Genomic DNA, 16,909 nt, shown 5'->3' with positions numbered 1-16,909 from the left:
CCGCATGGCGTTCAGGTCAAGCTTGGGCGTTGCCCAATGGGTGCGGTTCCGCTATCGGGGGGCCGACATCAGCCGGGGGCCGACATGACACAGAACGGGATCAGCTATCGCGACGCAGGCGTCGACATCGACGCGGGGAACGCTCTGGTCGAACGGATCAAGCCCGCCGCCGCCGCCACGCAGCGGCCGGGCGTCATGGATGCGCTTGGCGGGTTCGGCGCGCTGTTCGACCTCAAGGCTGCGGGCTATGACGACCCGATCCTGGTCGCCGCCACCGATGGCGTGGGCACCAAGCTGCGCATCGGCATCGACACCGGACATCTGGACGGTCTGGGTCAGGATCTGGTCGCGATGTGCGTGAACGACCTCGTCTGCCAGGGCGCCGAGCCGCTGTTCTTCCTGGACTATTTCGCCACCGGCAAGCTGTCCGTAGACGAAGGCGCCCGCGTGGTCGAGGGGATTGCCCGCGGCTGCAAGGCCGCCGGTTGCGCCCTGATCGGCGGAGAGACCGCCGAGATGCCCGGCATGTATCACGACGGCGATTTCGACCTTGCGGGCTTTGCGGTGGGCGCGATGAACCGCGGCGCGGCGCTTCCCGCGGGCGTGGGGCAGGGGGACGTGCTGCTGGGCCTGGCCTCGGACGGCGTGCATTCCAACGGCTATTCGCTGGTCCGCAAGGTCGCGGAACGCGCCGGTCTGGCGTGGTCCGACGCCGCGCCCTTTGCCGACACCACCCTGGGAGAGGCGCTGCTGACGCCCACGCGGCTCTACGTCACGCCCGCCCTGGCAGCAATCCGCGCGGGCGGCGTGCACGCGCTGGCCCATATCACCGGCGGCGGCCTGACCGAGAACCTGCCCCGCGTCCTGCCCAAGGACCTGGGCGCGGACATCGACCTGGGCAGCTGGCCGCTGCCCCCCGTCTTCGCCTGGCTGGCCCAGGCCGGCGGAATTGAGACGTCCGAAATGCTCAAGACCTTCAACAGCGGCATCGGCATGATCCTGGTCGTGGCCGCCGACCGCGCCGATGCGCTGACCGACCTGCTGTCCCAGCAGGGAGAGACGGTGCATCGCCTTGGCACCGTCACGGCGGGCGCGGGCGTACGCTATTCCGGCACGCTTGCGTGAAACGGGTCGCGATCCTGATCTCGGGGGGCGGGTCGAACATGATCCGCCTGCTGCAGGACATGACCGGCGATCACCCGGCGCGCCCCGTACTGGTCGCGTCGAACGATCCGCAGGCGGGCGGGCTGGCCCGTGCCGCCGAACTGGGCGTGCCGACCGCGTCCGTCGATCACCGCGACTTTCCGCACGACCGGGCGGGGTTCGAACAGGCGCTGCTGCAGCCGCTGCTGGCGGCCCGGCCCGACATCATCTGCCTGGCCGGCTTCATGCGCATCCTGACGCCCGAATTCGTGCAGCGGTTTCAGGGGCGGATGCTGAACATCCATCCTTCTCTTTTGCCCAAGTACCCCGGTCTCGACACCCATGCCCGCGCCATCGCCGCCGGTGACGCCGAGGCCGGCTGCACCGTGCACCTGGTCACTCCGGAACTGGACGCAGGGCCGGCCTTGGGTCAGGCGCGCGTGCCGATCCTGCCCGGCGATGACGCCGCGACCCTGGCCGCGCGTGTGCTGGTGCAGGAACACCGCCTATACCCGGCGGTGCTGCGGCGGTTCGCGTCAGACGACCGGACGCCCCTGGTCCTTTAGCCCCACAACAGGGCCAGTGTCGCGGCCGGGTCTTCCTGGGTCCAGATCTCGGGGCCCAGGGCGATGAAGTCGGTGATCGGCGTCAGCTGGGTGATCAGCTCTCGTGTGATGGCGCCTTCGGCCACGACCGGCACCTCGATCATCTCGGACCACCACTGGAACAGCTCCAGCTCGACCGGATCGCCACGATAGAGCGCGCTGTCGCTGACCGGACCAAAAGCCACGTAATCCGCACCCGCCTCGGCCGCGTTCATGCCCTCGTGGCGCGACGTGCCGCAGAACGCGCCGACGATCGCGTCGTCGCCCAGCTCCTTTCGGGCATAGCGCACGGCCTTGGCCCCGTCGTTCAGGTGCACCCCGTCCAGCCCGTGGCGCAGGACCAGCTTGACGTGATCGTCGATCACCACGGCCACGTCGCGGGCATGGGCGATCTCGCGTGCCATGTCGGCCAGGCGGCCCAGCTCGTCCTCCTCGGCGCCGCCGCGGATGCGCAGGCAGGCAGGGGCCACGCGGTCCATCACCTCGGCCAACATCGGTGCCAGGCTGGATGCCTGGGCGCCGGCAGGGGTCATCAGGTACAATTGAGGGGCGTCGGTCATGGCGATCTCCTTTGTGTCGCAGATAGCGCAGCTTGCCCGCCGCCGCCAGACGGACTATCTGCCGGACCATGCAGATCGAACGCCAACCCGTCATCATCCTCGTGCGCCCGCAGATGGGCGAGAACATCGGCGCGGCCGCCCGCGCCATGCTGAATTTCGGCCTGACCGACATGCGCATCGTCGATCCGCGCGACGGCTGGCCCAACCCCAAGGCCGTCGCCATGGCCTCGGGGGCGGCGGGCCGCGTGCTGGACACGGCCCGCGTCTATCCCACGCTGGCCCTGGCGATGGAGGGCATCGACTATGCCTATGCCACCACGGCGCGCGGGCGCGAACTGACCAAGCCCGTCTTCACGCCCGCCACCGCGATGGCCCAGGCCCGCGCCCATGATGGCCGCTCCGCGGTCATCTTCGGCCCCGAACGTACGGGGCTGGAGAATGACGACATCGCGCGGGCCAACGCCATCGTGACGGTGCCGGTGAACCCCGATTTCCCGTCGCTGAACCTGGCCCAGGCCGTCCTGCTGATGGGATACGAATTCGGCCGCGACATCCTGCCGCCCGAACCCGCGCCCCATCTGCGCCGGTCCGAGGCCGAAGCCCCCGCCGACCGCATCGAGATCGAGCGGTTGGGCGACCATTACGACGACCAGCTGACCCAGGCCGGATTCTTCTTCCCGGAAACCAAGGCCGCGTCGATGCGTCTGAACATGCGCAACATGTGGTCGCGCCTGACCCTGACCAAGGGCGACGTGCGGATCCTGCACGGCGTCCTGCGTCAGTTGACCCGGCGCTGACCCGCCCCTAACCTCCGCCCGAAAGGAGCCTTGCGATGGCCAAGCGACCTGTCTTCCAGGAAGTCTCGGACCCGACCGCAGCCCGACCCGTCCAGACCACCGGCATGATCGATGCCCGCCCCCGCGGCGCGCGGCGCGCGATCCGCGCCTGGCTTGCCGTGCTGTTCGTGCTGGTCCTGGCGATGATCGTCGTGGGCGGCGCCACGCGCCTGACCGGGTCGGGCCTGTCGATCACCGAATGGAAACCCGTGACCGGGGCCATCCCGCCCATGAACGCCGCCGACTGGCAGAGCGAATTCGACCTTTATCGCCAGATCCCGCAGTACCAGGAGCTGAACCGCGGCATGTCGCTGTCGGAGTTCCAGTACATCTACTGGTGGGAATGGGGGCACCGTCTGCTGGGCCGCGTGGTCGGTCTGGTCTGGGCCCTGGGCTTCGTCTTCTTCTGGGCCACGTCGCGCATTCCCACAGGCTGGACGCCCCGCCTGCTGTCCCTGGGGGCGCTTGGCGGCCTGCAGGGCGCGATCGGCTGGTGGATGGTCAGCTCGGGCCTGAACGAGGGGATGCTGCGTGTCGCGTCCTATCGCCTGGCCACGCATCTGGGCATCGCCTTCCTGATCCTGGGCCTAATCACCTGGTACGTCCTGCAATTGTCGCGCTCCGAGGCCGAGCTGATGCGCGCGCGCCGCGCCGGAGAGGCCAAGCTGTTCCGCATGTCCACGGGGCTGATGCACCTGACCTTCGTGCAGATCCTGCTGGGCGCGCTGGTCGCGGGCATCGACGCGGGCCGCACCTATACCGGCTGGCCCACCATGGGCGGCGAATGGATCCCGGCGGCGATCTGGGACGGCACCCTGGGCTGGCGGAACTTCTTCGAGAACCCGGCCCTGGTCCAGTTCATCCACCGCATGACCGGCTATCTGCTGGCGATCTTCGCCGTCGTCGTTTGGCTGCGGGCGCGCCGCTCGCCCCATCCGGTGACGCGCGGCGCCTTCAGCGTCATGATCGTGGCGATGGCCGCACAGATCGGGCTGGGCATCCTGAACGTGATCCACGCATCGCCCCTGCACCTGGCCCTGACGCACCAGTTCGGCGCCGTCGTGCTGTTCGCGATGATCCTGCGGGCGCGCCACCATGCGCGCTATCCCTTTGAAACCTCGATCCGGGGGGCGATCCGATGACCGCGCTGACCGACCTGCTGGCCTTCCAGCGCCAGACCGAAGCCCTGTCCTCCGTCGCCGAACGGTTGGGATGGGACCAGGAGACCGTGATGCCCCGCGGCGCCGCCGAACAGCGCGCCGAGGAGATGGGCGCGATGGAGGAGGTGCTGCATGACCGCCGCACCGATCCGCGCATCGGCGAATGGCTGGACGCGGCCGATCCGCAGACGCCTGCCGACCGCCGCGCCGTCGCCCTGATCGCGCGCGATTATGCCCGCAGCAGCCGCATTCCCGCGCGGCTGGCCTCCGAACTGGCGCGGCTGACCTCGCTGGCCCAGGGCATCTGGGCCGAGGCCCGCGCCAAGGACGCGCCCGCGGATTTCCTGCCGACCCTGGATCAGGTCCTGATGCTGAAGCGCGAGGAGGCCGCGTGCCTGGCCGATGGCGGCGATCTTTATGACGCGCTGCTGGAGGATTACGAACCCGGCATGACCGGGGCGCGCCTGGCGACGCTGTTCGACGCGATGCGCCCGCGCCTGGTCGCGCTGCGCGACGACGTCTTGGGTGCCGATCAGCCGCAGGCGCTGAAGGGCCATTTCCCGCAGGAAACCCAGCTGCGCCTGGCCCGCGCCTGCGCCACGGCCTTCGGTTATGACTGGACGCGGGGGCGGATGGATCTGGCCGTGCATCCCTTCAGCTCGGGGCGCTGGCAGGACAGCCGCATCACCACGCGGGTGGTCGAGACGGATCCGTTCAACTGTCTCTACTCCACCATCCACGAGGTCGGCCATTCCAGCTATGAGCTGGGCATCGATCCCGATTACGCCTTCACCCCCCTGGGGCGCGGCGTGTCTATGGGCGTCCACGAAAGCCAGAGCCGCATCTATGAGAACCAACTGGGCCGCGGCCGCGCCTTCACAGGCTGGCTGTTTGAACGCATGTCCGAGGCCTTCGACGGGCTGAACATCACCGATCCCGACGCCTTCTATGCGACGGTCAACCGCGTCACGCCGGGCTATATCCGCACCGAATCGGACGAGGTGCAGTACAACCTGCACGTCATGCTGCGCTTTGATCTTGAACGAGACCTGATCTCGGGGCGGCTGGATACGCAGGACCTGGAGGCGGCGTGGAACGCGCGCTTCCTCAAGGATTTCGGCGTCGCGGTCGATCGTCCCGCGAACGGCGTGCTGCAGGATGTCCATTGGTCGGTGGGCCTTTTCGGCTATTTCCCGACCTATGCCCTGGGCAATGTCTATGCAGGCTGCCTGAACCAGGCCTTGCGCGGCGCGGTGCCTGATCTGGACGCGTCCCTGGCCCAGGGCGACGCGACCCCCGCCACCGAATGGCTGCGCGAGAACGTTCAGCGCCACGGCGGCCTGATGACCCCGACCGCGGTGATCGAGAGCGCCGCGGGCCAGCCCATCGGACCCGACCCGCTTCTGGACTATCTGGAACAGAAGTTCGGCCGCATCTACGGTCTCTGATCGTCCCGCATGACAAAGCCCCGCGGCCATCGCCGCGGGGCTTTTTCGTTCACCAAATACCCTGCGGATGGCCCGGGGGGCGCAAGGCTCCCCAGCCGCATCGGATCACTCGGCGGCGCGGGCCATCGGGTTGTTCGGATGGCTGGTCCAGTTCGCGTATTCGCCGCGCGGAATGCCGGTGCGCTTGTCGATCTCGCCGATCTCCAGCTCACGCATGGTGATGCAGTCCTCGACCGGGCAGACATCGACACACAGATTGCAGGCGACGCATTCCTCCTCGATCACCTCGAAGACGCGGCCCGGCTTCATGGCAATGGCCTGGTGGCTGGTATCCTCGCACGCGGCATAGCAGCGGCCGCAGCTGATACAGGCATCCTGGTCGATCACCGCCTTGGTGACATAGTTCAGATTCAGCTGCTGCCAGTCGCGCACGTTGGGCACCGCGCGGCCGATCAGGTCGGACAGGCCCATCTCATGGCTGTCCAGATAATCGTGCAGGCCGGTGATCATCTCCTGGACCACCTTGAAGCCATAGGTCATCGCCGCCGTGCAGACCTGCACATTGCCCGCGCCAAGCGCCATGAACTCGGCCGCGTCGCGCCAGGTGGTGACGCCGCCGATGCCGCTGATGGGCAGGCCTGCGGTCGCGGGGTTGCGGGCGATCTCGGCCACCATGTTCAGGGCGATGGGCTTGACCGCCGGGCCGCAATAGCCGCCATGGCTGCCCTTGCCGTCGATGGTCGGCTGGGGCGCGAAGAGGTCCAGATCGACCGAGGTGATCGAGTTGATCGTGTTGATCAGGCTGACCGCATCGGCACCGCCGCGCTTGGCGGCCTCGGCGGGCTTGGTCACGTCGGTGATGTTGGGGGTCAGCTTCACGATGCAGGGCATGCGGCTGTATTTCTTGACCCACCGGGTCACCATCTCGATGTATTCCGGCACCTGGCCCACGGCCGATCCCATGCCGCGTTCGGCCATGCCGTGGGGGCAGCCGAAGTTCAGTTCCACCCCGTCGGCGCCGGTATCCTCGATCCGGGCCAGGATGTCCTTCCAGCTATCCTCGTCGCAGGGCACCATCAGGCTGATGATCAGCGCCCGGTCGGGATAGTCGCGCTTGACCGACTTGATCTCGCGCAGGTTCACCTCTAGGGGGCGGTCGGTGATCAGCTCGATGTTGTTGATGCCCAGGACGCGGCGGTCGGCGCCATGGATCACGCCATAGCGCGGGCCGTTCACATTGACGACGGGCGGGCCTTCGGACCCGAGCGTCTTCCACACCACGCCGCCCCAACCGGCCTGGAAGGCGCGGCGGACGTTGTATTCCTTGTCGGTCGGCGGGGCCGAGGCCAGCCAGAAGGGGTTCGGGGACTTGATCCCGATGAAATTGCTGCGCAGGTCTGCCATGGGTTCGTCCTCAGCCGGGGATTTCGACGGGACGTCCGGTCAGCCGGGCGTCGATGTCTTCTGCCGCGTCGCGGCCTTCGGCCACCGCGGTCACGGTCAGGTCGTCGCCGCCGGATGCGCAATCGCCCCCGGCCCAGACCCCGTCCAGCGTCGTGCGGCCCGGCCCGGTCACCAGGATCTTGCCGCCCGCCAGCTCCAGCCCCTCGGGCGCGCCCTCCAGGCGCTGGCCGATGGCGCGGAAGACCTGGTCGGCCTTCAGCCGGAAGCGGTCCTCGGTCAGGACCAGCCCGTCGGGCTCGGCGCGGGTATAGGCGAACTCGACCTCGGTCACCGCGCCGTTGCCATGGACCGCCAGGGGCGCCGCATTGCAGATGATCCGCACGCCGCTGGCGGTCGCGTGGTCCTGTTCATGGCGGCTGGCGCCCATGCGGTCCTGACCGCGGCGATAGACGATGCTGACGTTCTCGGCGCCCAGCAGGCGGGCCTGTACGGCGGCATCCACGGCGGTCATGCCGCCGCCGATCACCACCACGTCGCGGCCGACGGGCAGGGTGCCCAGATCGCTGGCCTGGCGCAGGTCGCGGATGAAGCTGACGGCGTCCAGCACATGCGTGCGGTCCTCGCCGTCTGCGCGCAGCGCGTTCACGCCGCCCAGGCCCATGCCCAGGAACACTGCATCGTATTCGGACTGCAGCGCAGCCATGGTGATGTCGCGGCCGATCGCCTGGTCGTGGCGCAGCTCGATCCCGCCGATGCCCATCAGCCAATCGACCTCGGCCTGGGCGAAGCCGTCCACGGCCTTGTAGCTGGCGATGCCGTATTCGTTCAGGCCCCCCGGCTTGGGCCGCGCCTCGAAGATCACCACATCATGGCCCTTGGCGGCCAGACGATGCGCGCAGGCCAGACCCGCAGGGCCCGCGCCGACCACGGCCACGCGCTTGCCCGTGGGGGCGGCGCGCTTGAAGGGGTGCGACCCTTGCGCCATCAGCCCGTCGGTCGCGTAACGCTGCAGCGCACCGATCTCGACCGGCTTGCCCTCGGCCTCCATGCGCACGCAGGCACCCTCGCACAGCTGTTCCGTGGGGCAGACACGGGCGCACATGCCGCCCAAGATGTTGGCGTGAAAGATCGTCATCGCCGCCGCATCCGGCGTGTCGGTCGCGATCTGGCGGATGAACAGCGGGATGTCGATGCTGGTCGGGCAGGCCGTGATGCAGGGCGCGTCATGGCAGAAATAGCACCGGTCGGCGGCCACATGCGCCTCGTGGCGGTCCAGCGGCGGGGCGACATCGACGAAGTTCGCCGCCAGCTGGTCGGGGGTCAGTCGTCCCGGCACCACGCCGGGGCTTAATCTCGCTTGGGACATTTTCGTCTCCTGGCTCACCTGTTGGTGAAATCAGGCTGACACAGGTCCATTTTTTTATCAAATGGTAAAATATGGGCCGCAAAGCTTTGCGGAAATTTCAGGCAGGCAGATCCAGAACGGCGGCCAGACCGCCCAGATCGGACCGTTCCAGCCGCAATTCGCCGCCATGCAGCGCCGCCAGATCGGCCACGATGGCCAGGCCCAGCCCCGCGCCGGGGGCGCCCAGTTCGTCCAGCCGCGCGCCGCGCATCAGGGCAAGGGGCGCCTGGTCGGGGGGCAGGCCGGGACCGTCATCCTCGATCCGCAGGATCAGGCGGTCCGGCGGGGTGCGCACGGTGATGCGCAGGCGCGTGCGCCCCCATTTGGCGGCATTCTCGGACAGGTTGCCGATCATCTCCTCCAGGTCCTGGCGTTCGCCGGGAAAGGCCGCGTCCGGGGGGCAATCGACATCGGCGGTCATGCCGCGGTCGGCCAAGGGCCAGCGCAGCACCAGCAGGATGTCGTCGACGACCGGCGCGACCGGGGTCCGCTGCCCCAGCAGGCGCGGCCCGGCCTGACGCGCGCGGCGCAGGTGCCAGCCGATCAGGCGATCCATCCGCGTGATCAGGGCCTGGCCCTGATGATCGGGCGGCAGCTCGTTCGACAGGGCCGCCAGCGGCGTCTTCAGCGAATGGGCCAGGTTCCCCAGATGCTGGCGCGACCGGGTCAGAAGGGCCGCGTTCTGATCCAGCGCCGCGTTGATCTCTGACGCCAGGGGGCGCAGTTCGGACACGTCGGGGCGGGCCAGCCGGTCGCTGTCGCCCGCGCGCACGCGGGCCAGATCGGCGCGCAGGCGGTCCAGACTGCGCAGGCCAAGCGTCACCTGGATCACGCTGGCGGCGGCCAGACCCAGCCCCAGCACCACCAGCGCGACCGCCAACGGGCGCACGATCTGCGCCAGGCTGCCCTCGATCTCGGCCAGGGGGGCGGTCACGGTGACCGCGATCAGGGCGTCGCTGTCGGGAATGGTCAGCTCTCGGCGCAGGATGCGCAGGCCCGCCGCATCGGCGTCGCGGCCCGTCGCGCCGGTCAGATCGCCCGCGGGCCCGGTCAACTGCCCGTCCAGCAGCGACGGAGATCGCGCCACCGTCGCATCCCCCGCCATGACCTGCCAGTACCACCCCGACAGCGGCAGGGTGAAGCGCACGTCCAGCGGCGTGTCGTCCAGTTCGACCCGGTCGTCGTCGACCTCCAGCTGGCCGATCAGGCTGTCGGCGATGGCCAGCGTCTCGGCGTCGAACCGGTCGGTGACGAAATCCTCCAGCAGCTGCGCGATCAGCAGGAATGCCCCCAGCAGCGCCGCCGTCAGCCAGACCGCCGCCAGCAGCAGCAGCCGGCCGCGGATCGACCGCGTCACGCCGACCTCAGGACATAGCCCTCGCCGCGGCGGGTCTCGATGATGCCGTCGCCGACCTTCTTGCGCAGGCGGCCGATGACGACCTCGATCGACTTGAAGTCGCGGTCCGTCTCGGCCTCGTAGAGGTGTTCGGACAGTTCGGTCCGGCTGATGACGCGGTCCTGATGGGTGATCAGATAGGTCATGATGCGCTGTTCAAACGCCGTCAGCCGCAGCGCCATCCCGTCCAGGGTGATGACGCCCAGCTGGCCGTCCAGCTGCAGCCGCCCGGCCGCGATCTGCGGGCGCGCATGGCCCGCGGCACGGCGGATCAGGGTCTGGGCGCGCAGCACGACCTCGTCCAGGCGGAAGGGCTTGACGGCGTAATCGTCGGCGCCCGCGCGAAAGCCCGCCACCTTGTCGGTCCAGTCGCCGCGCGCGGTCAGGATCAGGACCGGCATGGCGATGCCCTGGTCGCGCCAGCGGGTCAGGACCTCGATGCCGGGCAGGCCGGGCAGGCCCAGGTCCAGCACGGCCACGTCATAGCTTTCGGTGGCGCCCAGGAACTCTCCCTGGGTGCCGTCTGGGGCGATATCGGTTACGAAGCCGGCCTGGATCATGGCCTGGGACAGCTGGTCGGCCAGCAGGGGGTCGTCCTCGACGATCAGGGCGCGCATGTCAGGTCCTTCAGTCTTGGGTGCGGGGCGCGCGGCGCGCCTCCAGCTGGCCGCGTCCGGCCACTTCCAGGAAACGCCCGGTGCGGGCGTCCACGCGGATATTGAGGATGTTGCGCTGCGTGGTCAGCAGGCGGAACTCATAGATCAGCTCGACCCCCGCGGCGCGTTCGGCGGGGCGGGGCGGGCGCGTCTCGGCCGCGACCAGGCGGCCGTCATAGCGCGCGGTGACCGCCTCGGCCATGCGGTGGAACGGTTGCGGCTGAAAGCTGGTGGCCCAGGGGTCCGGCGGGGGAGCTGGCTGAGGCAGGGCCGCCAGCGGCGCCATCAGGGCCAAGACCAGGATCAGAGGATTCGGGGCACGTGTCATGGGGCCACTATGCCCTGTCCGGGGGAAATGGAAACCAAACGGCGCATTGGCGATCCGTTCGGTTGCATTGGGCTAGAAACGATTCGCAGAAGGCCGGACCCGCCGGCCGACATCGACCCAAAGGAGTGTCACATGACCCGCAAGCATCTTGCATCCACCGCCGCCCTGATCGCCGTCGTGGCCGGGACCGTCCCCGCAGCCGCCCAGACCCCCGGCGTCGAGCTGCCCGCCATGCTGCAGGGCCTGGACCTTGACCGCATCAGCTTCGAGACCAAGCGCGACGGCCAGCGCGAATACGAGGGCTATCTGCCCGACGGCACCCAGATCGAGGCCGAGTTCGACATGGCCGGCAACCTGATCAAGATCGAGGCCGACGACGGCAGCCTGCCCGCCCCGCTGATCGACGCCGCACTGCCCGGCGAGATCCGCGGCACGCCCGCGATGGCGCTGTTCACCCGCTATGAGGAGATCAAGCAGACCCCGCGCCATCTGGAGATCAAGGGCTGGCAGGAAAGCGGCGCCGAGGTCGAGGTCAAGTTCGCCCCCGACAATACCCTGATCGAGATCGAGACCGACGACACCGCCCTGCCGCAGCCGATCATCGACGCGATCCTGCCGCAGGCCGTGCGCGGCAACGAGGTCATGGCCCAGTTCGGCATGATCGAGGAGATCAAGGCCGAATACGGCCGCTTCGAGGTCAAGGGCGAGGATACCGGCGGCCAGGACATGCGCGCGGCCTTTGACGAGGCGGGGGCCGTCCTGCGGTTCGGCCGCGACGACGACCGCCGCGGCGGGCGTGACCATGATCGCGGCCCGCGCGGACACGGCTCGCGGGGTGACGGCCCCCACGGCGATGGTCCCCGCGGCGACGGCCCGCGCGCCGAAGGCCCCCGGGGTGATGGCCCGCGTGCCGAAGGCCCCCGGGGTGACGGTCCGCGCGGCGACATGCCCCCCGCGCCGCAGTTCGACACCGTCGCGGCAAACCAGCGCCTGACGCAGGCGGGCTACAGCGCGTTCGGCCTGATGCGCCAGGAAGGGCCGCGCGTCCTGCTGGACGCGACCAATCCCGACGGGGAGACCGTCACTCTGGAACTGGACCCGCAGGGCCAGCTGGTGCGCGAAACCGCCCGCTGATCGCGGCGTCGGCTGCGCCGCAAGGGCCGTCCCGTCCGGGACGGCCCTTTTTCCATGCCGCGACGGGCTGACCAAGAAGACACTTTGCCTTGGCGCGGCCCCGGTCTAGGCTGCGGGCCAAGCCAAAGCCCTTGGCGTCGTGTCATTTTATCGACACGCATGCCCGATAACGGGAAACGGCTGAGTGACAACGACATGGAGGATCTTTCTATGACACGGATCGACCGACGCGGCCTTCTGCGCGGGGCTGCGGCCACGGCTGGCGTGGCACTGGCCTCTCCCTATCTGGCGCGCGGCGCCATGGCGCAGGGTGCGGGGCAGGTGAACATCTTTGCCTGGGCCGGCTATCTGAACGACGAGATCCTGGGCGCCTTTCAGGAGGCCACGGGCATCACCCCGAATTTCACCCCCTATGGCACCAACGACGAGCTGCTGAACCAGCTGCGTGCCAACAACGGCGCCGGGTTCGACCTGATCTGGCCGACCGTCGACCGCGTCCCGAACTATGTCGAGTTCGGCCTGATCCAGCCGCTGGACGAATCGCGCATCGAGGTCGCCAAGGTCCTGCCCAGTGCATGGGAGAACTCGGTCAACCTGGGCGCGGTCGTGGACGGCAAGCGGTACCAGGTGCCGACCGACTGGGGCACCGAGGCGATCGCCTTTGATACCGAACAGAACCCGCTGGAATACGGCACCGCGTCCTATGGCGATCTGTGGAAGGACGGCGCGCAGGCGACCGTGCGCGGGCATTCCTCGCTGATCGGCCTGGGCCTGTGGCTGGAGGCCGAGGGCAAGCTGCCGCGGCCGCTGCTGGATGCGTTCACCGATCCCGATGCGCAGATCGAGATCTTCGACGTGATCCTGGCCGAGGCCATCGCGCGCAAGGGCAACATCATCCAGTTCTGGACCAACGAGAACGAGGCCCAGGGCGCGTTCCGCGTCAACGGCGCCACCGTGGGCCAGACCTGGGATTCGACCGCGGCCGCCCTGGCGTCCGAAGGTCTGCCCGTGGGCTTCATCGCGCCCAAGGAAGGCGCGCTGGCCTGGATGGAGGGTCTGTCGATCCCGACGGGGGCGGCGAACCTGGACGGCGCCTATGCCTTCATCAACTGGTTCCTGACGCCCGAGGCCGGCGCGATGTACACCAACGCGACCAAGATCAACTCGACCGCGGTGGGCTCCGATCAGCTGACCTCGGACGAGGCCAAGGCCTTCTTCGCCGCCGCCTATCCGGGCGACGCGCTGGAGAAACTGTGGTGGTGGCCGATCCAGGAAAGCTGGTACATCACCAAGCGCAACGAGTATCAGGACCGCTTCCTGTCGGCCTGAACCCAACCGGGGGCGGTTTTCGCCGCCCCCCAACTCCTGCAGGAGACACAATGTCCCATTCGGTCGAACTTGCCGGCATCGGCATGACTTTTGGCACCACCCGCGCCGTCAGCGATGTCAGCTTCAAGGTCGAGGCCGGAGAGTTCTTCTCCATCCTGGGGCCGTCGGGCTGCGGCAAGACCACGATCCTGCGCATGATCGCGGGCTTCATAGAGCCGACCGAGGGGCGCGTGCTGATCGGCGACCGGGACATGAAGGGGCTGGGCCCCAACCAGCGCCCGACCGCGATGATCTTTCAGTCGCTGGCCCTGTTCCCGCTGATGTCGGTGCGTGACAACATCGCCTTCGGCCTGGAGGCCCGCGGGGTCGGCCGCGCCGAACGCCGGGCCAAGGCAGACGACCTGCTGCGCCTGATCGCGCTGGAGGGATACGGCGACCGCATGCCGGGCGAACTGTCCGGCGGCCAGCGTCAGCGCGTGGCCATCGCCCGCGCCTTGGCCGTGGAACCGGGTGTCCTGCTGCTGGACGAACCGCTGTCCGCGCTGGACCTGAAGCTGCGCCAGCACATGCGCGCCGAACTGCGCGCGCTCCAGAAGCGCACGGGCGTCACCTTCATCTATATCACCCACGACCAGTCCGAGGCGCTGGCCATGTCCGACCGCGTCGCCGTGATGTCGGCGGGTCTCTTGCAGCAGGTCGCCACGCCCCGAGAGCTGTACGACAACCCCGCCACGCCCTTCGTGGCCCGCTTCGTGGGCGAGACGAACGCCATTCCCGGCCGCATCACCGACGTGCAGGCCGGCACCGCCCGGATCGAGACCGACCTGGGGCCGCTGACCGGTCGCGCGGGACAGGGTGCCGCGCCGGGCGTGCAGGGCACGATCTATGTCCGCCCCGAGGCGCTGGTGCCCGGTATCGGCCAAAACCCCCTGCAGGCGCAGATCGAGCGCGTCGATTTCGAAGGCTCCTTTGCGCTGGTCCACGGCCGGTTCGACGGCGGGACGGCGCTGACGGCATCGGTGCCCTCGACGCGGCTGGCCGATGCGCCGGTTCCGGGCAGCCGGGCGGGGTTCGGGTTCGACGCGGGACATGCGGTGGTGCTGGGCGATGGGTGATCTGAAAAACCGTTTCGGACCGGGGCTTTCGACGATCTTCCTGATCCTTGTCCTGTTCTGGCTGGCCGTGATGGTCCTGGCCCCGAACCTGATGATGATCGACTATGCCCTGCGACCGAACCTGCCGCCCGCGGCGCTTGGGGGGCCGGACGACACCTATACGCTGTCGAACATCCTCTATCTTGCCGGAGAGCCCACGCACCGCGCGATCTTCTTCAAGACGATCTGGGCCAGCGGCCTGGTGGCGGCGGTGACCTTTGCCGTATGCTATCCCATTGCCTTCTGGATGGCGCAGCGGGCCACGACGGGGCAGCTGGCCATCGCGATGATGCTGATCATCATCCCCTTCTTCATCAACGAGGTGCTGCGGACGCTGGCCTGGTTCATCATCCTGGCCTATCGCGGGCCGCTGAACGCGGTGCTGACGAATATCGGCCTGATCGACGCACCGATCCGCTGGCAGGGCGACGGCGGCGTGCTGGCGGCGATGGTCTATGCCTATATCCTGTTCATGCTGCTGCCGATCTACAACGCCATCGAATCGCTGGACAAAGCCCAGATCGAGGCCGCCCGCGACCTGGGCGCGTCGCCCTGGCGCATCCATACCCGCGTGGTGATCCCCCATGCCAAGGCCGGGATCGCGACGGGTTTCGTGTTCACCTTCATGCTGGCCGCCGGCAGCTATGTCGCGCCCGCGCTGCTGGGATCGCCCGGCAGCCGATGGTTCACCGAGATCATCTACAACTGGTTCTTCGAGGGCGGCGACTGGAACCGCGGCGCGGCCTATGCGCTGGTGCTGCTGGTGCTGTGCCTGGCGGTCGTCCTGATCACCTTGCGGCTGTTCCGCGTCAACCTGACGGATGTCGCGAAATGAGGCCGGAACGCATCTTCGGCGCCATGTTCTGGCTGTATCTGATGGTCTTCGCGGCCTATCTGTTCGCACCGCTGATCATCATGGGCGCGGCCAGCTTCAATGAAAGCCGCTTTCCCACGGTGATCCCGTGGCAGGGGACCACGACGGAATGGTTCGCCGCCATGTGGGCGGACGCGGCCATGTGGCAGTCGCTGTGGACGTCCGTGCTGGTTGCGGTCTGCGTGGTGGTGATCGTGGTGCCGGTGGGCACGGCGGCGGCGCTGGTCCTGACATCGCTGCATGCGCGGGCGCGCAGCTTTGCCTATGCGGTGATGGTGTCGCCCCTGCTGACGCCGGGGGTGGTGATCGGGATCTCGACCCTGATCCTGTGGCGGCAGATGGGCGTGGGCGGCGGGGTGTTCCTGATCGTGCTGGCGCAGTCCACCTTCATCATCTGCTATGTCATGCTGATGGTCATGGCCCGCCTGCAGCGGTTCGACCGCACGCAGGAGGAGGCGGCCCTGGGTCTCGGCGCCAACCGCGTGATGGTGTTCCGCCGCGTGACGCTGCCGTTCCTGCGGCCCGCGCTGATTGCGTCGGCGGGCCTCGCGGTGCTGCAATCGATCGAGAACTACAACACCACGCTGTTCGTGCGCGGGTTCGAGACGCCCCTGACCGTCTTCATCGCGACCAAGGTCCGCACCGGCCTGACGCCCGCGGTGAACGCATTGGCGCTGATCATCATCGTGGCCACGGTCATCGGTGCCATCGCCTATGAGGTCGCGCGGCGCCGGCGCGCGGCCTAGCCGTTCGGCAGGATCAGGTCGGGCGCACGGCTGGCGGTCAGCACCAGCTCCATGTTGGGCAGGTCGTTGGCCTCCAGCTTGGCGCGGGCCTGATCGGGGGGCAGGTCGCGCCAGCGGGCCGTCAGGCGGGCCCGCAGCACCGCCTGCGGCACGTCCAGCATCACGGTCAGCGCGAAATGACGCCCCAGGTCGCGCCAGCCGGGCCGGTCCAGCAGCAGATAGTTCCCCTCGACCAGGATCAGCCGGGCGCTGGCGGGGATCTCACGCGCGGCGGCGCGGCTGATCTCCAGGTCACGGTCGAAGACGGGGACCAGCACGTCGCGGCCGTCATCGGCGGCCAGCCGGTCCAGCATGACCGCAAAGCCGTCCAGGTCGAACGTCCAGTGCGCCCCCTTGCGCGGCAGATCGCCGCGTGCCGACAGCAGCCGGTCGTCCAGGTGATACCCGTCCATCGGCAGCAGCGCCGCCCCCGGCAGATCGGCCAGAAGCGCATCGGTGACATGGCTCTTGCCAGCGCCCGGAGGGCCCGCCAGGGCGATCATGGTCCGGCCGGGGCCGCGGGCCATGGCCCGCAGGCGCTCTCTCAGGTCGGGAAGATCTGTCGTCATGGTCATCATGTCACCTTGGAGGGCCTGTCACCGCGATCCTTTTCCGATATTCCGGAACCATTCAAGGCGGCAGTGTCTTGAAGCAGACGACAGGGTCTGGGGCAGGCTTACAAGGGACGCGAC

Annotated in this window: 17 protein-coding genes; 10 read left to right on the top strand and 7 right to left on the bottom strand. The window is 68.6% G+C overall.

Features of this window, described 5'->3' with window-relative positions:
• The first annotated feature begins 84 nt into the window (after positions 1–84).
• Positions 85–1,125 (top strand): phosphoribosylformylglycinamidine cyclo-ligase, encoded by a 1,041-nt coding sequence (gene purM / locus PRL19_RS14845; protein WP_273743416.1) that lies wholly within the window; start codon positions 85–87, stop codon positions 1,123–1,125.
• A complete protein-coding gene (gene purN / locus PRL19_RS14840) occupies positions 1,122–1,709 on the top strand; it encodes a phosphoribosylglycinamide formyltransferase (protein ID WP_273743415.1) in 588 nt (195 codons plus the stop codon). The genes purM and purN overlap by 4 nt, the downstream gene beginning before the upstream one ends.
• Here the strand turns inward: purN and PRL19_RS14835 are convergent.
• Positions 1,706–2,308 (bottom strand): thiamine phosphate synthase, encoded by a 603-nt coding sequence (locus PRL19_RS14835; protein WP_273743414.1) that lies wholly within the window; start codon positions 2,306–2,308, stop codon positions 1,706–1,708. The genes purN and PRL19_RS14835 overlap by 4 nt on opposite strands.
• Positions 2,309–2,376: 68 nt before the next feature.
• Between PRL19_RS14835 and PRL19_RS14830 the strand changes: the two genes are divergently transcribed.
• From PRL19_RS14830 to PRL19_RS14820, 3 genes are read left to right on the top strand one after another with little or no spacing between them, the layout of a single operon-like run.
• Complete coding sequence (locus tag PRL19_RS14830) at positions 2,377–3,105, top strand: RNA methyltransferase (RefSeq protein ID WP_273743413.1); 729 nt, start codon at positions 2,377–2,379, stop codon at positions 3,103–3,105.
• A gap of 35 nt (positions 3,106–3,140) precedes the next feature.
• Complete coding sequence (ctaA, locus tag PRL19_RS14825; RefSeq protein WP_045982910.1) at positions 3,141–4,286, top strand: heme A synthase; 1,146 nt, start codon at positions 3,141–3,143, stop codon at positions 4,284–4,286.
• Positions 4,283–5,752: a carboxypeptidase M32 gene (locus tag PRL19_RS14820; protein ID WP_273743412.1), complete on the top strand. Its 1,470-nt coding sequence runs from the start codon at positions 4,283–4,285 to the stop codon at positions 5,750–5,752. Before ctaA ends, PRL19_RS14820 begins: the two co-directional genes overlap by 4 nt.
• 105 nt (positions 5,753–5,857) lie before the next feature.
• Here PRL19_RS14820 and preA read toward each other — a convergent pair whose 3' ends face one another.
• The 5 genes from preA to PRL19_RS14795 all read right to left on the bottom strand — a co-directional run bounded on the left by preA (position 5,858) and on the right by PRL19_RS14795 (position 10,941).
• Entirely contained in the window at positions 5,858–7,156 is a 1,299-nt protein-coding gene (gene preA / locus PRL19_RS14815; protein ID WP_273743411.1) for an NAD-dependent dihydropyrimidine dehydrogenase subunit PreA, read from the bottom strand.
• Between the two features lie 10 nt (positions 7,157–7,166).
• Positions 7,167–8,522, bottom strand: coding sequence for an NAD(P)-dependent oxidoreductase (locus PRL19_RS14810; protein WP_273743410.1), 1,356 nt, complete (start codon positions 8,520–8,522; stop codon positions 7,167–7,169).
• 97 nt (positions 8,523–8,619) lie between these two features.
• Complete coding sequence (locus tag PRL19_RS14805; RefSeq protein WP_273743409.1) at positions 8,620–9,918, bottom strand: ATP-binding protein; 1,299 nt, start codon at positions 9,916–9,918, stop codon at positions 8,620–8,622.
• Positions 9,915–10,574: a response regulator transcription factor gene (locus PRL19_RS14800; protein WP_045998937.1), complete on the bottom strand. Its 660-nt coding sequence runs from the start codon at positions 10,572–10,574 to the stop codon at positions 9,915–9,917. The genes PRL19_RS14805 and PRL19_RS14800 overlap by 4 nt, the downstream gene beginning before the upstream one ends.
• Before the next feature lie 10 nt (positions 10,575–10,584).
• Positions 10,585–10,941: a PepSY domain-containing protein gene (locus tag PRL19_RS14795; RefSeq protein WP_273743408.1), complete on the bottom strand. Its 357-nt coding sequence runs from the start codon at positions 10,939–10,941 to the stop codon at positions 10,585–10,587.
• 132 nt (positions 10,942–11,073) lie between these two features.
• Between PRL19_RS14795 and PRL19_RS14790 the strand changes: the two genes are divergently transcribed.
• The 5 genes from PRL19_RS14790 (at position 11,074) to PRL19_RS14770 (ending at position 16,178) form a co-directional block, all read left to right on the top strand.
• On the top strand, positions 11,074–12,075 hold the full coding sequence (locus PRL19_RS14790) for a PepSY-like domain-containing protein (RefSeq protein ID WP_273743407.1): 1,002 nt from the start codon (positions 11,074–11,076) through the stop codon (positions 12,073–12,075).
• A gap of 210 nt (positions 12,076–12,285) precedes the next feature.
• Entirely contained in the window at positions 12,286–13,404 is a 1,119-nt protein-coding gene (locus tag PRL19_RS14785; protein ID WP_045981663.1) for an extracellular solute-binding protein, read from the top strand.
• A 50-nt stretch (positions 13,405–13,454) separates the two neighbouring features.
• Positions 13,455–14,519: an ABC transporter ATP-binding protein gene (locus PRL19_RS14780; RefSeq protein ID WP_127898758.1), complete on the top strand. Its 1,065-nt coding sequence runs from the start codon at positions 13,455–13,457 to the stop codon at positions 14,517–14,519.
• A complete protein-coding gene (locus PRL19_RS14775) occupies positions 14,512–15,393 on the top strand; it encodes an ABC transporter permease (RefSeq protein ID WP_045998942.1) in 882 nt (293 codons plus the stop codon). The genes PRL19_RS14780 and PRL19_RS14775 overlap by 8 nt, the downstream gene beginning before the upstream one ends.
• Positions 15,390–16,178 (top strand): ABC transporter permease, encoded by a 789-nt coding sequence (locus tag PRL19_RS14770; protein ID WP_273743406.1) that lies wholly within the window; start codon positions 15,390–15,392, stop codon positions 16,176–16,178. The genes PRL19_RS14775 and PRL19_RS14770 overlap by 4 nt, the downstream gene beginning before the upstream one ends.
• On the opposite strand, the gene PRL19_RS14765 is transcribed toward PRL19_RS14770, so the two are convergent.
• Complete coding sequence (locus PRL19_RS14765) at positions 16,175–16,786, bottom strand: nucleoside/nucleotide kinase family protein (RefSeq protein ID WP_273743405.1); 612 nt, start codon at positions 16,784–16,786, stop codon at positions 16,175–16,177. The genes PRL19_RS14770 and PRL19_RS14765 overlap by 4 nt on opposite strands.
• Between the last annotated feature and the right edge of the window lie 123 nt (positions 16,787–16,909).

This window comes from Paracoccus marcusii (assembly GCF_028621715.1).
GTDB lineage: Bacteria > Pseudomonadota > Alphaproteobacteria > Rhodobacterales > Rhodobacteraceae > Paracoccus > Paracoccus marcusii.
The sequence above is the reverse complement of the archived record's forward strand: the minus strand, read 5'-3'. Positions and strand labels throughout refer to the sequence as shown.

Excerpts from the sequence above, each read along its gene's own strand:
- purM (WP_273743416.1), top strand. The coding sequence starts at position 85 with ATGACACAGAACGGGATCAGCTATCGCGACGCAGGCGTCGACATCGAC.
- PRL19_RS14835 (WP_273743414.1), bottom strand. The coding sequence starts at position 2,308 with ATGACCGACGCCCCTCAATTGTACCTGATGACCCCTGCCGGCGCCCAG.
- PRL19_RS14830 (WP_273743413.1), top strand. The coding sequence starts at position 2,377 with ATGCAGATCGAACGCCAACCCGTCATCATCCTCGTGCGCCCGCAGATG.
- ctaA (WP_045982910.1), top strand. The coding sequence starts at position 3,141 with ATGGCCAAGCGACCTGTCTTCCAGGAAGTCTCGGACCCGACCGCAGCC.
- PRL19_RS14820 (WP_273743412.1), top strand. The coding sequence starts at position 4,283 with ATGACCGCGCTGACCGACCTGCTGGCCTTCCAGCGCCAGACCGAAGCC.
- preA (WP_273743411.1), bottom strand. The coding sequence starts at position 7,156 with ATGGCAGACCTGCGCAGCAATTTCATCGGGATCAAGTCCCCGAACCCC.
- PRL19_RS14810 (WP_273743410.1), bottom strand. The coding sequence starts at position 8,522 with ATGTCCCAAGCGAGATTAAGCCCCGGCGTGGTGCCGGGACGACTGACC.
- PRL19_RS14800 (WP_045998937.1), bottom strand. The coding sequence starts at position 10,574 with ATGCGCGCCCTGATCGTCGAGGACGACCCCCTGCTGGCCGACCAGCTG.
- PRL19_RS14795 (WP_273743408.1), bottom strand. The coding sequence starts at position 10,941 with ATGACACGTGCCCCGAATCCTCTGATCCTGGTCTTGGCCCTGATGGCG.
- PRL19_RS14790 (WP_273743407.1), top strand. The coding sequence starts at position 11,074 with ATGACCCGCAAGCATCTTGCATCCACCGCCGCCCTGATCGCCGTCGTG.
- PRL19_RS14785 (WP_045981663.1), top strand. The coding sequence starts at position 12,286 with ATGACACGGATCGACCGACGCGGCCTTCTGCGCGGGGCTGCGGCCACG.
- PRL19_RS14780 (WP_127898758.1), top strand. The coding sequence starts at position 13,455 with ATGTCCCATTCGGTCGAACTTGCCGGCATCGGCATGACTTTTGGCACC.
- PRL19_RS14775 (WP_045998942.1), top strand. The coding sequence starts at position 14,512 with ATGGGTGATCTGAAAAACCGTTTCGGACCGGGGCTTTCGACGATCTTC.
- PRL19_RS14770 (WP_273743406.1), top strand. The coding sequence starts at position 15,390 with ATGAGGCCGGAACGCATCTTCGGCGCCATGTTCTGGCTGTATCTGATG.
- PRL19_RS14765 (WP_273743405.1), bottom strand. The coding sequence starts at position 16,786 with ATGACGACAGATCTTCCCGACCTGAGAGAGCGCCTGCGGGCCATGGCC.